This window comes from Mycobacterium venezuelense, assembly GCF_054919535.1.
The window spans coordinates 33,429-48,665 of the sequence record NZ_JBONDW010000016.1; the positions used below are offsets into that span (position 1 = coordinate 33,429).

22 protein-coding genes are annotated in these 15,237 nt (G+C 66.6%); 11 read left to right on the forward strand and 11 right to left on the reverse strand.

The features are described 5' to 3' along the window. The first annotated feature begins 27 nt into the window (after positions 1–27). The 3 genes from aztA to ACRCUN_RS23805 are packed head-to-tail and all read left to right on the forward strand — an operon-like array spanning position 28 to position 2,082. Positions 28–732: a zinc ABC transporter ATP-binding protein AztA gene (aztA, locus tag ACRCUN_RS23795; protein WP_462144083.1), complete on the forward strand. Its 705-nt coding sequence runs from the start codon at positions 28–30 to the stop codon at positions 730–732. Between the two features lies 1 nt (position 733). Continuing rightward, positions 734–1,312, forward strand: a complete 579-nt coding sequence (gene bluB, locus ACRCUN_RS23800; RefSeq protein ID WP_462144210.1) for a 5,6-dimethylbenzimidazole synthase — start codon at positions 734–736, stop codon at positions 1,310–1,312. After that, complete coding sequence (locus ACRCUN_RS23805; RefSeq protein WP_462144084.1) at positions 1,312–2,082, forward strand: LamB/YcsF family protein; 771 nt, start codon at positions 1,312–1,314, stop codon at positions 2,080–2,082. The genes bluB and ACRCUN_RS23805 overlap by 1 nt, the downstream gene beginning before the upstream one ends. Here the strand turns inward: ACRCUN_RS23805 and ACRCUN_RS23810 are convergent. The 4 genes from ACRCUN_RS23810 to mrf (ACRCUN_RS23825) form a co-directional block, all read right to left on the reverse strand. Next, the gene (locus ACRCUN_RS23810; protein ID WP_462144085.1) at positions 2,067–2,390 is read right to left on the reverse strand and encodes an ArsR/SmtB family transcription factor; all 324 of its coding nucleotides are present in this window, start codon (positions 2,388–2,390) and stop codon (positions 2,067–2,069) included. The genes ACRCUN_RS23805 and ACRCUN_RS23810 overlap by 16 nt on opposite strands. Positions 2,391–2,453: 63 nt before the next feature. Beyond that, positions 2,454–2,918 (reverse strand): Fur family transcriptional regulator, encoded by a 465-nt coding sequence (locus ACRCUN_RS23815; RefSeq protein WP_462144086.1) that lies wholly within the window; start codon positions 2,916–2,918, stop codon positions 2,454–2,456. After that, complete coding sequence (locus tag ACRCUN_RS23820; protein ID WP_085143336.1) at positions 2,915–3,316, reverse strand: ArsR/SmtB family transcription factor; 402 nt, start codon at positions 3,314–3,316, stop codon at positions 2,915–2,917. Before ACRCUN_RS23820 ends, ACRCUN_RS23815 begins: the two co-directional genes overlap by 4 nt. Positions 3,317–3,389: 73 nt before the next feature. Next, positions 3,390–4,589: a ribosome hibernation factor-recruiting GTPase MRF gene (mrf, locus tag ACRCUN_RS23825; RefSeq protein ID WP_462144087.1), complete on the reverse strand. Its 1,200-nt coding sequence runs from the start codon at positions 4,587–4,589 to the stop codon at positions 3,390–3,392. Between the two features lie 130 nt (positions 4,590–4,719). Here mrf (ACRCUN_RS23825) and ACRCUN_RS23830 point away from each other — a divergent pair, with 130 nt between their 5' ends. The 3 genes from ACRCUN_RS23830 to ACRCUN_RS23840 all read left to right on the forward strand — a co-directional run bounded on the left by ACRCUN_RS23830 (position 4,720) and on the right by ACRCUN_RS23840 (position 6,600). After that, positions 4,720–5,580 carry a mycofactocin-coupled SDR family oxidoreductase gene (locus ACRCUN_RS23830; protein WP_462144088.1) on the forward strand — a complete coding sequence of 287 codons (861 nt, stop codon included), beginning with the start codon at positions 4,720–4,722 and terminating at the stop codon, positions 5,578–5,580. 23 nt (positions 5,581–5,603) lie between these two features. Next, on the forward strand, positions 5,604–5,834 hold the full coding sequence (locus ACRCUN_RS23835; protein ID WP_462144089.1) for an ANTAR domain-containing protein: 231 nt from the start codon (positions 5,604–5,606) through the stop codon (positions 5,832–5,834). A gap of 70 nt (positions 5,835–5,904) precedes the next feature. Beyond that, the gene (locus ACRCUN_RS23840) at positions 5,905–6,600 is read left to right on the forward strand and encodes a class I SAM-dependent methyltransferase (protein WP_462144090.1); all 696 of its coding nucleotides are present in this window, start codon (positions 5,905–5,907) and stop codon (positions 6,598–6,600) included. Here ACRCUN_RS23840 and ACRCUN_RS23845 read toward each other — a convergent pair. After that, positions 6,530–8,677, reverse strand: coding sequence for a heavy metal translocating P-type ATPase (locus ACRCUN_RS23845; protein WP_462144211.1), 2,148 nt, complete (start codon positions 8,675–8,677; stop codon positions 6,530–6,532). The genes ACRCUN_RS23840 and ACRCUN_RS23845 overlap by 71 nt on opposite strands. A 43-nt stretch (positions 8,678–8,720) precedes the next feature. Beyond that, a complete protein-coding gene (locus tag ACRCUN_RS23850; RefSeq protein ID WP_462144091.1) occupies positions 8,721–9,005 on the reverse strand; it encodes a DUF1490 family protein in 285 nt (94 codons plus the stop codon). A 133-nt stretch (positions 9,006–9,138) separates the two neighbouring features. Between ACRCUN_RS23850 and ACRCUN_RS23855 the strand changes: the two genes are divergently transcribed. After that, on the forward strand, positions 9,139–10,086 hold the full coding sequence (locus ACRCUN_RS23855) for a permease (protein ID WP_462144212.1): 948 nt from the start codon (positions 9,139–9,141) through the stop codon (positions 10,084–10,086). Continuing rightward, a complete protein-coding gene (locus ACRCUN_RS23860) occupies positions 10,083–10,781 on the forward strand; it encodes a TIGR03943 family putative permease subunit (protein WP_462144092.1) in 699 nt (232 codons plus the stop codon). Before ACRCUN_RS23855 ends, ACRCUN_RS23860 begins: the two co-directional genes overlap by 4 nt. Positions 10,782–10,787: 6 nt before the next feature. Here ACRCUN_RS23860 and rpsR read toward each other — a convergent pair whose 3' ends face one another. The 4 genes from rpsR to rpmB are packed head-to-tail and all read right to left on the reverse strand — an operon-like array spanning position 10,788 to position 11,748. Continuing rightward, on the reverse strand, positions 10,788–11,042 hold the full coding sequence (rpsR, locus tag ACRCUN_RS23865) for a 30S ribosomal protein S18 (RefSeq protein ID WP_067850458.1): 255 nt from the start codon (positions 11,040–11,042) through the stop codon (positions 10,788–10,790). Beyond that, a complete protein-coding gene (gene rpsN, locus ACRCUN_RS23870; RefSeq protein WP_462144093.1) occupies positions 11,043–11,348 on the reverse strand; it encodes a 30S ribosomal protein S14 in 306 nt (101 codons plus the stop codon). After that, positions 11,348–11,512 carry a 50S ribosomal protein L33 gene (gene rpmG / locus ACRCUN_RS23875; RefSeq protein ID WP_462144094.1) on the reverse strand — a complete coding sequence of 55 codons (165 nt, stop codon included), beginning with the start codon at positions 11,510–11,512 and terminating at the stop codon, positions 11,348–11,350. Before rpmG ends, rpsN begins: the two co-directional genes overlap by 1 nt. Further along, positions 11,512–11,748, reverse strand: a complete 237-nt coding sequence (gene rpmB / locus ACRCUN_RS23880) for a 50S ribosomal protein L28 (RefSeq protein WP_462144095.1) — start codon at positions 11,746–11,748, stop codon at positions 11,512–11,514. The genes rpmG and rpmB overlap by 1 nt, the downstream gene beginning before the upstream one ends. 75 nt (positions 11,749–11,823) lie before the next feature. Here rpmB and mrf (ACRCUN_RS23885) point away from each other — a divergent pair, with 75 nt between their 5' ends. From mrf (ACRCUN_RS23885) to ACRCUN_RS23895, 3 genes are read left to right on the forward strand one after another with little or no spacing between them, the layout of a single operon-like run. Further along, complete coding sequence (gene mrf, locus ACRCUN_RS23885; protein WP_462144096.1) at positions 11,824–13,008, forward strand: ribosome hibernation factor-recruiting GTPase MRF; 1,185 nt, start codon at positions 11,824–11,826, stop codon at positions 13,006–13,008. Continuing rightward, positions 13,005–13,253 carry a type B 50S ribosomal protein L31 gene (locus ACRCUN_RS23890; RefSeq protein ID WP_462144097.1) on the forward strand — a complete coding sequence of 83 codons (249 nt, stop codon included), beginning with the start codon at positions 13,005–13,007 and terminating at the stop codon, positions 13,251–13,253. Before mrf (ACRCUN_RS23885) ends, ACRCUN_RS23890 begins: the two co-directional genes overlap by 4 nt. 19 nt (positions 13,254–13,272) lie before the next feature. Continuing rightward, positions 13,273–14,199: an MBL fold metallo-hydrolase gene (locus ACRCUN_RS23895; RefSeq protein ID WP_462144098.1), complete on the forward strand. Its 927-nt coding sequence runs from the start codon at positions 13,273–13,275 to the stop codon at positions 14,197–14,199. On the opposite strand, the gene ACRCUN_RS23900 is transcribed toward ACRCUN_RS23895, so the two are convergent. Next, a complete protein-coding gene (locus tag ACRCUN_RS23900) occupies positions 14,192–15,172 on the reverse strand; it encodes a glycerophosphodiester phosphodiesterase (protein WP_462144099.1) in 981 nt (326 codons plus the stop codon). The genes ACRCUN_RS23895 and ACRCUN_RS23900 overlap by 8 nt on opposite strands. Positions 15,173–15,237: the final 65 nt, after the last annotated feature.

Consider the following 15,237-nt stretch of genomic DNA (forward strand, 5'->3'; position numbering starts at 1 on the left):
GAAAACCATTTTCAACAAGGAGTTGGCTTGCATCCCATCCGGCTGAACCGAGTGACGTTCGGCTACAACCGAACTCAGGTTCTCACCGATCTCACGGTCGAGTTCGCCGGCGGCGCAACCACCGCCATCGCCGGGCCCAACGGATCCGGCAAATCAACGTTGCTGGGCCTGATCGCCGGATTGCTGCGCCCCCAACACGGCTCGGTCGACCTGGCCGGGGCCGATGACATCGCGTTGGCCGTGCAGCGCGACCAGGTCGCGCAAACGTTTCCCATCACGGTCGGCGAGGTGGTCGCGATGGGCCGCTGGCGCAGGCTCGGCCTGCTGCGCCGCGCGACGCGGGCCGATCGCGACATCGTCGACTACTGGATCGACGAACTGGCACTCGACGGGCTTCGCCACCGCAGGCTGGGCGAGTTGTCCGGCGGGCAGCGGCAACGCACGCTGCTCGCCCAGGCGTTCGCCCAGCAAGCACCCATCCTGCTGCTCGACGAACCGACCGCGGGCCTCGATGCCGACAGCGCCGAAACGGTCTACCGCCAACTTCACCGGCTAGCCGCGTCGGGCACCACCGTCGTCGCCGCGACACACGATCCGGATGCGCACGCCCGATTCGACCACCACATCGACCTGACCACTTTCGCGGCGGCGATAGGCTCAAGCTGTGCTTCGACATGCCTTCAGCCCCGCCGAACGGCAGGCCGTCTACCGGGCCATAACCGAGCGCCGTGACATGCGCCGATTCGTGCCCGACAGCACGGTTCCCGCCGACGTCCTCGGCCGGTTGTTGCAGGCCGCGCACGCCGCGCCGAGTGTCGGCCTGATGCAGCCGTGGCGGTTCATCCGCGTCACCGACGCCGCGCTGCGCACCAAGATCCACGCGCTCGTCGACGAGGAACGCGCCCACACCGCGGAGGCGCTCGGCCCGCGCGGCGAGGAGTTTCTGGCGCTCAAGGTCGAGGGCATCCTCGACTGCGCGGAACTGCTCGTCGTCGCACTCGGTGAGGGCCGGGAGCGCCACGTCTTCGGCCGCCGCACGCTGCCGCAGATGGATCTGGCCTCGGTGTCGTGCGCGATCCAGAACATGTGGCTGGCCGCGCGCGCCGAAGGGCTCGGCATGGGGTGGGTGTCGATATTCGAGCCGCGCCCGCTCGCGCATCTGCTGGACATGCCCGATGACGCCGAGCCGGTCGCGATCCTCTGCCTCGGCCCGGTCCCGGAGTTCCCGGACCGTCCGGTGCTGGAGATCGAGCACTGGACCGTCGGCCGGCCATTGCCCGAGTTCGTATCCGAGAACGGCTGGCCGGGCTGATGACCACCGTCGACCTCAACGCCGATCTCGGCGAGAGCTTCGGAGTGTGGCAGCTCGGCGACGACGAGGCCATGCTGGGCGTGGTGACGAGCGCCAACGTCGCGTGCGGTTTCCATGCCGGAGACCCGGCGCTGTTGCTGCGCACGTGCCGGACCGCGGCGCAGCGCGGCGTGGCTGTGGGCGCGCAGGTCAGCTACCGCGACCTGGCCGGATTCGGCAGGCGCTTCATCGACATCACACCCGAGGATCTGACCGCCGACGTCATCTACCAGATCGGCGCGTTGCAGGCGATTGCACATGCCGCCGGTACGACCGTCGCCTACGTGAAACCGCATGGGGCGCTGTACAACACGATCGTCAGCCATCGCGAGCAGGCCGCCGCGGTCGTGGCCGCGGTGTCTGCGGTCGATGCGGGGCTGCCGGTGCTCGGCTTGTCGAGCTCGGTGTTCTTCGCCGAGGCGTCCGCCCGTGGCCTGCGCACGGTCGCCGAGGCCTTCGCCGACCGGGCCTACCGGCCCGACGGCACCCTGGTGTCACGACGTGAACCGGGGTCCGTGTTGCACGACCCGGGCGAGATCGCCGAACGCGTCAGCAGCATGGTGACGTCGGGCGAGGTGACCGCGATCGACGGGACCACCATTCCGATCACCACGGAATCTATTTGCGTACACGGCGATTCGCCGGGTGCGGTGCAGATCGCGACGACCGTGCGCGAGCGGCTTGTCGCAGACGGGGTTGAGTTGGCTGCGTTCACTCAAGTCGGTTCGTAGCGGGCCGCCGGATCCTCGGCAGCGTGGACGACCGCCGCAATCACGATGCGAGCCAGATGATCGTCGACGAGGCGATACTTCACCTCCCGCCCGACACGTTCACCGGCTACCACCCTGGCCGCCTTGAGAATGCGCAAATGCTGGCTCACAAGTGACTGCGGGGTGTGCAGGGCGTCGACGAGCTCATGGACACAGCGGGGAGAACCGTTCAGTTGCAACACAATCGCAATCCGGACCGGTGCCGATACGACGCGAAGTAGCTCGCCCGCCGCGTTGAGAACGGTGACCGGCGGCTGCAGCGGGGGCACTGCGCCAAGTTACCGCGCAGCGTGACGCTTGTCGACAATCATTTTCAATAAGGTGTGCGGATGTCAATTCAACGCGATGGCGCTCTCGGTATCCGACGGCGTATCACGGCATCTCGGACACACCCCATAAAGGTCGAAGTAGTGCGTGATGTCCGTGTATTCGGACCGGCGGCCGAGCTGACTGGTGTGCTCCTCGAATGCCGGCGCCGTGAAACCCACCGCCCGCCCACACCGGCGGCACACCAGATAATGACGATGTTCGTTCGTCGTACGCAATCGGTAGAGAACCTCCCCCTCCTCAGCGCGCTGCGTCTCGGCGATCTCATCGTCGACGAGGGATCGAAGGATGCGATACACCGTCGTCAGCCCGATCGGCAGCGACCGGTACTGACGTAACTCGCGGTGGATCTGCTGCGCGCTGCGAAAGTTCTCGCTGCTACCGAGCACGTCCAGGAGTTCGCGTCGATTCCCCGTCCACCGTCGACGGCTCGGTGACCCGGCGTGCGCAGCACCGAGTGAGTCCGTCACGCTTCGTTGTCCTCGTCGGCGAATTCGCCAGGCACCGACGGCGACACACCCGCCCGCTCATGCGCGGAGCTGCCCTCCAGCACCCGCTCGGCTTGAAAAACCGCGAGCGCCACCAGTTCTCGCGCCCGATCGTCGACGAGCTGATAGAACATGCGCGTCCCATCCTGACGAACCCCCACGATTCGCCCCCACCTCAGTTTCGCCAGATGCTGCGATGTGGTCGTCGGCGTTTTTCCCACGATCTCGGCAAGTCGGTTCACCGACAGTTCGCCATGGTCGCGCAACGCAAGGATGATCCTGATCCGCGTCGGATCCGACAGCAACCGAAACACCTCAGTGGCCAGATCCACGTACGCACTCTCCGGCCCAAAGCTGCATGTCTTCTTATCTTCGGACATACGAAGATATTAAGGCAGTGACCTGCCGTTGCCAAGCATCTGCGCGGTGCCATGACCCATCGGCGATCCGGTTTCACGGTCGCTCCTGATCGCTGCGGCTGCGCAGCCCGCCCTCGTCGTCGTAGCCGACCAACCCGTCACAGGGCACTTCCCGCCAATCGCCGAACGGATCGTCGTAGCTGCACCAATCTTCGGGCCGCGCGAACTCATCGCCGGTCAGCAGGGCCGCGTTCAGCGTCTCGACCACCACCTCGGGGATCGCCCCGCAACACAGCACCGTCATCGCCACATGCCGATCGCCGTACTCGTCGTCCCAATGCGATGCGGCCAACGCCTGACGCTCGGCCCCGACGGTGGCGAGTTCGGCCGCGCTCATCGCCGCGAGCCATCGCCCCACGTCCGCGATGCGCATGGTCGGCCCGGCGGACTCAAGCCAAATGACCGTGTCCGGCTGGCTGGCCAGCCAGATCCGCCCGCGGGCCCGCACGACACCGTCCAATAGGACGTCAATCCCGGTGTGCAGCCGACCGGGATGAAACGGGCGTTGCGCCACGAACTCGACCAGCGAAACGTCGCAGTCGGGTGTCAGCGGCGGCTGCCCGGCAAGCAGGGATTCATGGGGATCGACGTCGGCGCCGCGGCGTGACCACGCATCGAGGTCGCGTAGCGCCGATTCGATTTGAGAAGGCTCCCAAGCGATTCGGCATCGCGGCGCCAGCCGGCGCAGCACGGCCAGCGTCACACCGTCGAGTTCGGTCAAGACCAGGACGTCGGCGAACTCGACCTGCCCGACAACCACCTGGGCAACCGGCCGGAAGTCGTCGACTTCCTCGTCGCTCGTCGCATGGGTCATCCAGACGTCGGTGTCGATGCACGTCACCACTGCGCTGATCACAACATCACCGGCCGCGGGTCCGTCGGGGCAACCCTCCCCGATATGCACCGGCACGTGGTTGATTGCGTGGCAGATGCGCTCGGGTTCGGCCCACGGTCCGAGTAACAGCACGATGCGGCGGACGTCCGCCCGACGGGACAACCGCCGCAACAGCACCAGCACGTCGTCGCGGATCGCGCGGTCGATGCAGCCGCCGGCAAGCTCGAGAACCGATTCGCTGGTGTAACACTCACTGTCCCGCAGCTTGCTGACCCGGCGACGCAGCACATGTCCGTCGGGCATATGGCTGACCACCACAGTGCCGGCTGCCTGCACCAATGCGGCCGCGACACCATTGGAACACCCGTGCCCGCAGACGAGCACCACCGGAGTACGCATCGCACCCCTTATCGGTAATGGTTTTCAATAGACCGGTTTCACGCTACAGTGCCACGCAACCCTTGTCGAAAACGATTTTCAATAACGCGGGGCTTCAACAGCACGTTAGAGGCCGGTGAGAGGAGGAACCATGGGCCGACTGGCCGACAAGATCGCGTTCGTGACCGGTGGAGCGCGCGGCCAAGGCCGCAGCCACGCTGTGCATTTGGCCGACGAAGGCGCCGACCTCATTCTGGTGGACATCGGCGAGAACATCGACAGCAATCAGTATCCGCTCGCGACAGCTGCCGATCTCGACGAGACGGCCAGACTTGTCGAGAAGGCCGGCAGGCGCGCCATCTCCGCACAGGTCGACGTCCGGGACCGGGCCGGCCTCAAGACGTTTCTCGCGGGCGCCGTAGCCGAACTGGGCGGCCTGCACGTCATCGTTGCCAACGCCGGTATCTGCCCACTCGGCAACGACATTCCCGTCCAGGGTTTCATCGATGCCTTCGATGTCGACTTCGTCGGGGTGGTCAATACCGTCCATGTCGGCCTTGCGCACCTGGATGCCGGAGGGTCGGTCATCGTCACCGGTTCCGTGGCCGGCCTGGTACCCCAGGCCGGCGGCGTCAACGGGCAAGGCGGCCTACAAGGGCCCGGTGGTGACGGATACGGCCTGGCCAAGAAGATGATCCGCGACTACACACGCTCATTGGCGTTGACGCTGGGCCCGCAACACATCCGGGTCAACGTCATTCACCCGACCAACGTCGACACCGACATGTTGCAGAACTCGGCCATGTACAAGACATTTCGACCCGACCTGACCGAACCCACCCGTGAAGACGCCGAGGTCACCTTCCCATACATGCAGGCCATGCCGATCCCCTACATCGAGCCGTCAGACATATCGCACGCGGTGGTGTACCTCGCTTCCGATGAATCCCGTTACGTCACCGGGCAGCAGCTCTTCGTCGATGCCGGCGCATCTCTGAAACTGGGTATCTGACAAGTGGATACCTTTCTGAACCGGTGAGCAGCGATCAATTCTCTCGCCGCGAGATCGACCTTGCATTGGGCGCGTACATGGGCATTCGCCGCTGCACACAGCGTGAGGCACTGCAGGCGATCGTCGGCGCGGCACACGCCACGGGGATCGGATTAGGCGGCGTATCCCATGCGCTCATCGCCGTCATCACCGGCGACACGACTACCGCCCCATCACCGGCAATCGACCACTGGACATCGGTGTTGCGTCTTTGACATAAAGCCATTATTTGCCGACTCGGCAAACCGACTTGCACCCGGCTGCGGGGATCATGACGATGGACACATGCAGCGTGACGTTCAACCAAGCCGAACTGCCACACCGGATTACGACCCGGCCGGCGATCCGCAGGAGTTCTGGGAAACCGTCTATGGAAACACCGGCCAGTCGTGGAGTGGTCGGGTCAACCCGCACCTCACCGAGCTGGCATCGACCCTGTCGGCGGGACGTGCCCTGGACCTGGGCTGTGGCCAAGGCGGCGACTCGATATGGCTCGCCCAGCGGGGCTGGCAAGTCGTCGCGGTCGACGTCGCATCCCGCGCCCTCGAACTCGCCGCACACCGCGCGCGGGAACTTCACGTCGACGGTGTGATCGACTTTCAGCGCCACGACCTGAGCGAGAGTTTCCCGACCGGCACGTTCGACCTCGTGTCAGCGCAGTACCTGCATTCCCCGGTCCGGCTGCAACGCCCACAGATCCTGCGGCGTGCCGCCGAGGCCGTCGCTCCGGGCGGACTTCTACTGATCGTCGACCATGGCTCTGCGGCACCGTGGTCATGGGATATCCCCGAACATCGGTTCTTGTCACCCGATGAGGTTCTGGACTCGCTGGAACTCGATGACGGTCAATGGGATCGGCTGCGCGTGGCCGCGATCGAGAAGGAAGCCACCGGCCCGCAAGGGCAGGTCGCTACGGTGACAGACCACGTGATCGCCGTGCGCCGCCGCCGGGCTCAGTTGGAGTCAACTCATACCGAATAAGGCGAGCGCTGTTGGCCACCACCGCAACCGAGGACGCGTTGTGGAGTACCGCGGCGAGCACCGGCGACAACGCGCCGGCGGCCCCAATGACGAGGCCGATGGCGTTCACCGCGATGGACATCGCATAGTTCTGCTGGATCACATCCACGGCACGGCCCCCGAGGTCGCGCACGTCGAGCAGCCGTCGTAGATCGTCGCTCGCCAGCGCGACATCAGCGGTTTCGACTGCGACGTCGGTGCCGCCAAGACCCATCGCGATACCGATGTCGGCTGCTGCGAGCGCCGGTGCGTCGTTCACACCATCGCCGATGACTGCGACGGTGTGCCCCTCGTCGTGAAGCTCGCGTACCACTGCGAGCTTGTCCTCTGGCATCACCTCGGCACGCCACTCGGTGATTCCGAGCTCCTCGGCGACGGCGGCCGCGGCGTCCGGGTGATCGCCGGTCAACATCACCATGCGGCGCACGCCCGTCGCACGCAGGGCATTCAACACCTCGAAAGCCTCTGGCCTGACCTCATCTCGAAGGCTGATGAGGCCGATCAGCTTGCCGTCGACCGCGAGCAGCAGCGGCGTCTCCGCACGCTTGCGCAGCTTGTCCACCCATTCCGAGGCACGCTTGGTCACCCGCACTTTTTCCTTGCTCAGCAGCGACGGACTTCCCAGCAGAAGTGTTCGACCGTCGGCCCTGGTGCGCATTCCCAGCCCGACGAGGACTTCACACTCCTCGTGCGGCGGTATCACGATGTGGCGTTCCTGCGTCGACCGGATCACCGCCTCGGCCAGCGGATGACGAGCGTGGATCTCCGAGCTGGCGGCATAGGCCAGAACTTGCTCGGGCTCCCAATCCTTGTGGAAGGCAACGACGTTGGTGACGATCGGACGGCCGATCGTCAACGTGCCCGTCTTGTCGAACACCACCGCGTCAACCCGGCCGGCTTGCTCCAGATGCGAACCGCCCTTGATCAGGATGCCGCGGCGCGCGCCGTTGCCGATCGCGGCACTGATCGCCGTCGGTGTCGCCAGCCCCACGGCGCACGGGCAGGCCACCAGCAGCATCGTCATCGCCCGCCGCACATCCCGGGTCACGACGAGTGTCGCGGCCGAAAGCAGGAACGAGGCAGGGACGAAGCGTCGCGAGAAGTTCTCGCCGACCGTCTGGATGGGTGCACGATCATGTTGCGCCTCTTCGACGCGGGTGATGATCCGGCCGATCGTCGTGTGCCGCCCCACCGCTTCTGCCCTGACCACGAGCTCGCCACGAACCACGACCGACCCGGCGAACACCTTGCTACCGGCCGTCACTGCGACCGGTAGGTTCTCCCCGGTGATCGCAGACTGGTCGACGATCGCCTCGCCTTGACTGACCACACCGTCCACGGCGAGCGCCACCTGCTCGTGGACGACCACCTCATCGCCGATGCGCACAGTGTCGACGCCGACCTCGACCTCAGTCCCATCGGACATCCGCAGCCATACCGTGTCCTGCGTGCCCTGCAGCAGGTTGGCGATGGCGCGACGGGTTCGCCGCAACGTCAGGTCCTGGAGGTATTCGCCGATGTTGAGCAACCACAGAACCGTGAGTGCCACGACGTTTTCCCGCAGCACCAAGCTGGCCACGGTCGCCGCCGACACCAGCACATCGGTTCCGGCGGCGCGGCGACCGGCGAGAGTGCGCAATGCCCCACGCAGGAACGGATAGCCGGTGATTATGGTTGCCCCGGTGGCGAAGGTGCGGCTGGTCGGCCCGAGCAGCGGGGGACGCGCGAACCCGTAACGGCGAATTCCCAGTAATGCCAAGGCGATAGCACCGATCGCCATCCGGACGATGTCGGCGTTGTGGACGTCGGCGGAGCGCGGCGTACGGACGGGCACCAGGTGTCGCGCCACCTCGGCAGCCGTCGTGATGGCAGACAGCACCGCGTCACGATCGCAGCGCTTCGGCGAGTACCACACCACCACCGATGCGGTGCGCGGAAAGGCGTGTACCGCACGCACGCCCGCTACCTGGTCGACGGCGTCCTCGACCGCAACCGCCCGCACCGCATCGCCGCGCAACCACGGAGCGCGCACACGCATCCGGCCCGCGGCATCGGACACCACCGTGAGGCTCGCCACGGGCTCAGTGGTCGTGCAAATGTTCGGCGTCACCCACGGCAGGCGGCGGCACTTCCTCGCCGATCCGTTCTCGCGCCTCAGCCATCACATCGGCAACCTTCAACCGAGCGGACTCCGCTCCTTCTTCGGCCTTGCGTGCTCCACGCAACGCCCATGCGGTCGTCGTCACCGCCGCTTCACGAACGGGCGCTTTCGCGACCGCTTTACGAAGTCCCTCATACGCAGCGACCCCGACTGCACCCGTTACCACTGTCGTCGCGGCCTTTGCCAGCAAGCCATGCCACACCATTCGCCAAGCCTAACGCCAACTAGTGAAAATGATTGTCGACTGCCTGCCGCGGCGCGGGCCGATTCCCAAACGCTCCTGGCATCATGGCCGCGTGGCCACGGATTCGGCGGTATCGAGATTGCGGCCGAGTTCTATGCAGATACTCGTCGTCGGGATCATCGCGCTCGCACTCGCGGGTAGCACGCTGCGCGCATTCGTGGAAGGCACGCCGGATGTGGCGACCGGAGCCACGGTGTTCTGTGGCGTGTTCGTCCAGGCGCTGCCGTTCCTGGCGCTCGGCGTGGTGATCAGCGGGCTGATCGCGGTGTTCGTGACGCCGGACCGGCTGGCCCGCTGGCTGCCCGAGCGCACCGGTGCGGCGATCCTGGCGGCCGGTCTCGGCGGCGCCGCACTACCGGGCTGCGAATGCGGTTCGGTGCCGGTGGCGCGCAGGCTGTTCGGCGAAGGCGGTGTGGGGGCGGCGGCACTGACGTTCATGCTCGCCGCACCGGCGATCAATCCGGTGGTGCTGGTGGCTACGGCCGTCGCCTTCCCCGGCCATCCGCAGCTCGTGGCCGCCCGGTGTGCGGCATCGTTGCTCACCGCACTGATCATGGGTGCGGCCTGGGCCCGGTTCGGCAGGCCCGAGTGGATCAGCCGACGGCTGCCCGAACTCCATGGCGGCGACGGTCCGCGGTGGGCGGTGTTCACCGAGGCGGCCAGGCACGACTTCCTGTCCGCGTGCTCGTACCTGGTTGTCGGCGCGGCCGCCGCCGCTGCACTGCACGTGCTGGTACCGGGCTGGGTCTATGAACACCTTGCCGGCCAGATCGTGCTCGGGGTGATCACCATGGCAGTCCTGGCCGTGGTGCTCGCGCTCTGCTCGGAGGCCGACGCATTCGTAGCGGCGAGCCTGACGATGCTGCCGCTGCTGCCCCGCCTGGTGTTCCTGGTCGTGGGACCTGCCGTCGACGTCAAGCTGTTCGCGATGCAGGTCGGAATGTTCGGCCGGGCCTTCGCAATCCGTTTCGCGCCTGCGACCTTCGTGGTGGCAACGCTGGTCGCCACGGCGGTCGGACTGATCGTGCTGGGGCCGCAGTGAGCCGCGAGACCGAGAACGCCCTGCTACTGCTGATCGGCGTCAGCACCGCGATCATCGCCGCCACCGGCGCCTACACGCGCTATGTCAAACCGTCCCTGCTGCCCTATCTGGTCGCCACCGCGGTGCTGTTGATCGCACTCGCGCTCGCGGCGATCGTGCGCGACATCCGCGGCCACGCCGACGGCCACGATCACCACCATCGACCGGGTGTCGCCTGGCTACTGCTCATCCCGATCGCCCTGCTGGCCTTCGTGGTACCGCCCGCGATCCGCCCGGAGGCTGCATCGGTGACCGAGGTGTCGACCGATGTGCTGCGCAGACCGTTTCCGCCGCTGCCGGACGGACGCGCCCCGGAGGTCTCACTGCCCGACGTGCTCATCCGCGTCGCACAGGACACCGCAGGCACGCTCGACGACCGCACGATCACCGTCACGGGATTCACGATGCGCGACGGCGACCGCACCGATCTGGCGCGCGTGGTGATCATCTGTTGTGCGGCCGATGCGCAACTCGCCCGCATCCGGCTGTCGGGACCAGCGGCCGCCGACGTCGCGAGTTACCCCGAGAACACCTGGATCAGTGTGGAGGGCAAAGTGCCTGCCGGACAGAGCGATTCGACTGGCCGCACGATACCCACGATAACCGTGCACAACGTGTCACGGACCGATCCGCCACCCCACCCATACGCCTATTGACGGCCGTCAGCGGGTGCCCGCCACCGGCAGCAGTGCCATCTCCCTGGCGTTCTTGATCGCCGTGGCAACCTGTCGCTGTTGCTGTGGGGTGAGCCCGGTGACCCGCCGCGAGCGGATCTTGCCCCGCTCACTGATGAAGGTCCGCAGCAGTTGGACGTCTTTGTAGTCGACGTGTGTGACGCCGAGAGCCTTGAGCTGATTGCGCCTCGGCTTCTTGAGTTCAATTGCGGGCGTGCGCTTTCGCGGAGTCTTCTTGGCCATTTACCAGCTCGACTTCCGCACGCCGGGCAGCTCGCCGCGATGCGCGAGCTCCCTGACCCGAACCCGGGAGAGCCCGAACTTACGCAGGTGGCCGCGCGGCCTGCCGTCCACGGAGTCGCGGTTGCGCAGCCGCACCGGACTTGAGTCACGCGGAAGTCGCTGCAACGCCGAAACCGCCGCGGCCCGTTGTTCTCTCGTGCTCGCCGGATTCCGGATGATCTCCTTGAGCTCGGCCCGCCGTTCGGCGTAGCGCTCGACCAGCTTGTGCCGCTGCTCGTTCTTGACGATCTTGGACACCTTGGCCATCAGCGCTCCTCGCGGAAGTCGACGTGCTTGCGGATCACCGGGTCGTACTTCTTCAGCACGATCCGGTCCGGATCGTTGCGCCGGTTCTTGCGCGTCACGTAGGTGTAGCCGGTTCCGGCAGTGGATTTCAGCTTCACGATCGGCCGAATGTCGGTGCGCGCCATCAGATCTTCTCCCCTCGCCTGCGCAGCCGGGCGACGACTGCCTCGATGCCGTCGCGGTCGATCACCTTGATGCCCTTGGCGCTGACCCGCAGCCGCACCCGGCGGCCCTCACTCGGCAGGTAGTAGGTCTTGCTCTGGATGTTCGGGTTCCAGCGCCTGCTACTCCGCTTGTGTGAGTGCGACACCGTGTTGCCGAAGCCGGGCGCTCGCCCGGTTACTTGGCAGTGGGCCGACATTGAATCTCCTTCGTCTCGAGGTACGGTGACTTAAACATAATGATAATCGTTTTCATTAGCTAATCGGGAGGCCAGGTGAGAACCCCCGTTGTGCTGGTCGCAGGCCAGGGCGACACCGACCGCGTTGTCGAGCAGTTGAGCCGCAAGCCGGGGACCGTGTTGGTCCGCCACACCTACGACGGCCAGGTGGTGCTGCGCACGGTGGGTACCGCGGCCGACACGTCGGATTGGCCGCTTGAACTGGCCCATGGTTGCGTGTCCTGCACGGTGCGCGACGACCTGCTCATACTCCTCCGCCGCCTGCACCGGCGCAGCGACGTCACGCGCATCGTCGTGCAACTGATGCCCTGGCTCGAACCCGAGCCCGTGTGCTGGGCGATCGACAACATCCACGTGTGTGTCGGCCCCGGCTACATCAACGGACCGGCGGCACGCGACGTGAGTATCGAGGCGGTCGTCAGCTGTATCGACACCACACTGTGGCTGCATCAAGCCGTCGGGGAGGACGAACTCGATGACGGCCGCACTGCCGCGCAGGTGGTGGTCGGCCAGGCCGAGTTCGCCGACGTACTGGTGCTCACCGAGCCCGAGGCCACCACCCTGGCGGTGCTGCGCCGGCTCGCACCGCGGGCCCGCATCACAGTCGGCTCCGACCGCGTCGAGATGGCACTCGCGCACCTCGAACCCGACAGCCGGCGTGGCCGCGCCGCCTCTCCGCACGATCCGCTGCTGGCCGGTGAGCCCCCACTCGACCGCGACGGCGAGGTCGGGATCGTCGAATTCACTGCCAGACGGCCGTTTCATCCGCTACGTCTGCACGCGGCCATCGACCTGCTACTCGACGGAGTCGTGCGCACCCGTGGCCGGGCCTGGCTCGCGAACCGGCCCACTGACGTCATGTGGATCGAATCCGCGGGCGGTGGGATGCATTTCAGCAACGCCGGAAAGTGGCTGGCGGCAATGGATTCCAGCGAGCGGGCCTACGTCGACCCCGAACGGCTCGCGATGGCCGCCATCGACTGGGACGACCGGTTCGGCGATCGTCACGTATCGCTGACCGTCCTGATCTGCGGGGCACGGCCCGACGACATCGTCGACGCGTTGCGCGGCGCCCTGCTGACCGACGACGAACTCGGCAGGCCCGGCGAATGGGAGCACTACCCCGACCCGTTCGGGGACTGGCACGAAGACCCGTGCGACGACCAACCCGGAGCAGGCGAGACCGCCGCACCGGGCCGCCAACAAGGAGAACAGCAATGAAGCCAGGAATTCACCCCGACTACCACCCCGTCGTGTTCCAGGACGCGGCCACCGGCAAGCAGTTCCTCACCCGGTCGACCGCGACCAGCACGCGCACCGTGGAATGGCCCACGCCGCAGGGCGTACAGACGCTGCCGTTGATCGTCGTCGACGTCACCAGCGACTCGCATCCGTTCTGGACCGGCTCGGCACGGCATATCGACTCCGCCGGGCAGGTGGAGAAGTTCCGCAGGCGTTACGGATAGGCGCCTCTATGGTGGGGCCATGCGGCTCAAACCCGGCAGGCCCGACCTGGCGTCCTACGCACGGTTTTTCGATGCGCCGGCGGCAACCGCGCAGTCCCCGGTCACAGTCACCTGGGCGGGGGTCACCACGCTGCTGGTGGATGACGGCTCGTCGGCCGTCCTGACCGACGGCTTTTTCTCGCGGCCCGCGCTCTTGGCCGTTGGCTTCGGGAAAGTCGCGTCGTCACTGCCCCGCATCGACGGCTGCCTGGGCCGGCTGGGCGTGCAGCGCCTCGCCGCCGTGTTGCCGGTACACACCCATTTCGACCACGCGATGGATTCGGCGGTGGTCGCCGCACGCACCGGTGCACAGCTCGTGGGCGGAGCCTCGGCCGCACAGGTCGGTCGCGGGGGCGGCCTGCCTGCCGACCGACTCGTCACCGTGACCCCCGGTGAACCGGTTCCGCTCGGCGCCTACGACGTGACGCTCTTCGAGTCCGAACACTGTCCGCCCGACCGGTTTCCCGGCATCATCTCCGAACCGGTGGTGCCGCCCGTCAAAGCCTCGGCCTACAAATGCGGTGAGGCCTGGTCGACGCTCATCCATCACCGTGACAGCGACCGGCGCCTGCTGATCGTCGGCAGTGCCGGCGCCGTCGCGGGCGCGCTGGCCGGCCAACGTGCCGACGTCGTCTATCTCGGCGTGGGACAGTTGGGCCTGCAGCCCGAGCACTATCTGCACGACTACTGGACCGAGACCGTCCGGGCCGTCGGCGCGCGGCGCGTCGTGCTCATCCACTGGGACGACTTCTTCCGGCCACTGCACAAGCCGCTGCGCGCGCTGCCCTACGCCGGCGACGATCTGGACGTCTCGATGCGGGTGCTGACGCGGTTGGCCGAACAGGACGGTGTCGCACTGCACCTACCCACGCTGTGGGAGGCGAGCGACCCGTGGGTGTTCAGCTGACCCGGTGATACGCAGGCGGCAGCGGCATGCCCAGCTCGGCCAGCACCGACCGCAGCCGGGTCGGGTAGTCGGTGATGATCCCGTCGACTCCCAACCCGATCAGGGCGTGCATCGTCTCGACGTCGTTGACGGTCCACGGAATCACCCTCAGCCCCAATTCATGTGCCCGGTCGACGAACGCGCGATCGGTGACCAGGCTGTAGTTGGGCGAGAGCACATTGGCCCCCACCAGCATTGCACCTGCGATGGGATCGCCCACCACGGCCGGATTGACCCCGGCCAGCCATGGCGAATCGGGAACCCACGTGGTCTCGTCCCACAGGGCGACCCGCGGAATCGACGGATCGGCCTGTTGCACGAACGGCAGTGTGCGCCAGTCGAAACTCTGGATGTCGACTCTGCCCGCTTTGCCCGCGGCACGGACAGCGGCCAGGATCACGTCGACGAATTCTTGTGGGCCGGCTGATGTTTCGGGCTTGTCGGCCTCGATCTTCGTTTCGATGTTGAAACGGACATCGGCCCGGTAGGAGTCGGTGAGCGCGAATACCTCGGGCAGAGTGGCGATTTTGTTGCCGCGCACCACTTCGGCGTCCGGGTAGCCGGACAGCAGCTTGCCGCAGTCGAGTGTTCGGACCTGATCGAGCGTGAGGTCGTGCACCAATTTGCCGACGTAGGGATACATGGGGTCACCGGGGAACGCGGGCGCGGTGTCAGAGCATTTCGTTGCCTCGATGACCGGGTCATGCCACACCAGCGGCTGGCGGTCCTTGGTGAGCACGATGTCGAGTTCGAGGGTGCTGACGCCCAGCTCGAGTGACTTCGCGAACGCCCGTAACGACTCTTCGGTGGTCTCGCCGCGGCCGCCCCGATGGGACTGCAGGTCGAACCCGTCGGGCGCGGCGGCTGCCTGCGGGACAGACTGGAAGGCGGCGGCCAGTGTGAACAGCATGAGTAACGAGGCAGCCCTACGCATGGTTGACCACGCTATCCACCCCGGCCGGTACGGTCGGGACCGCACGGGGCGACCGTGCGAATAGT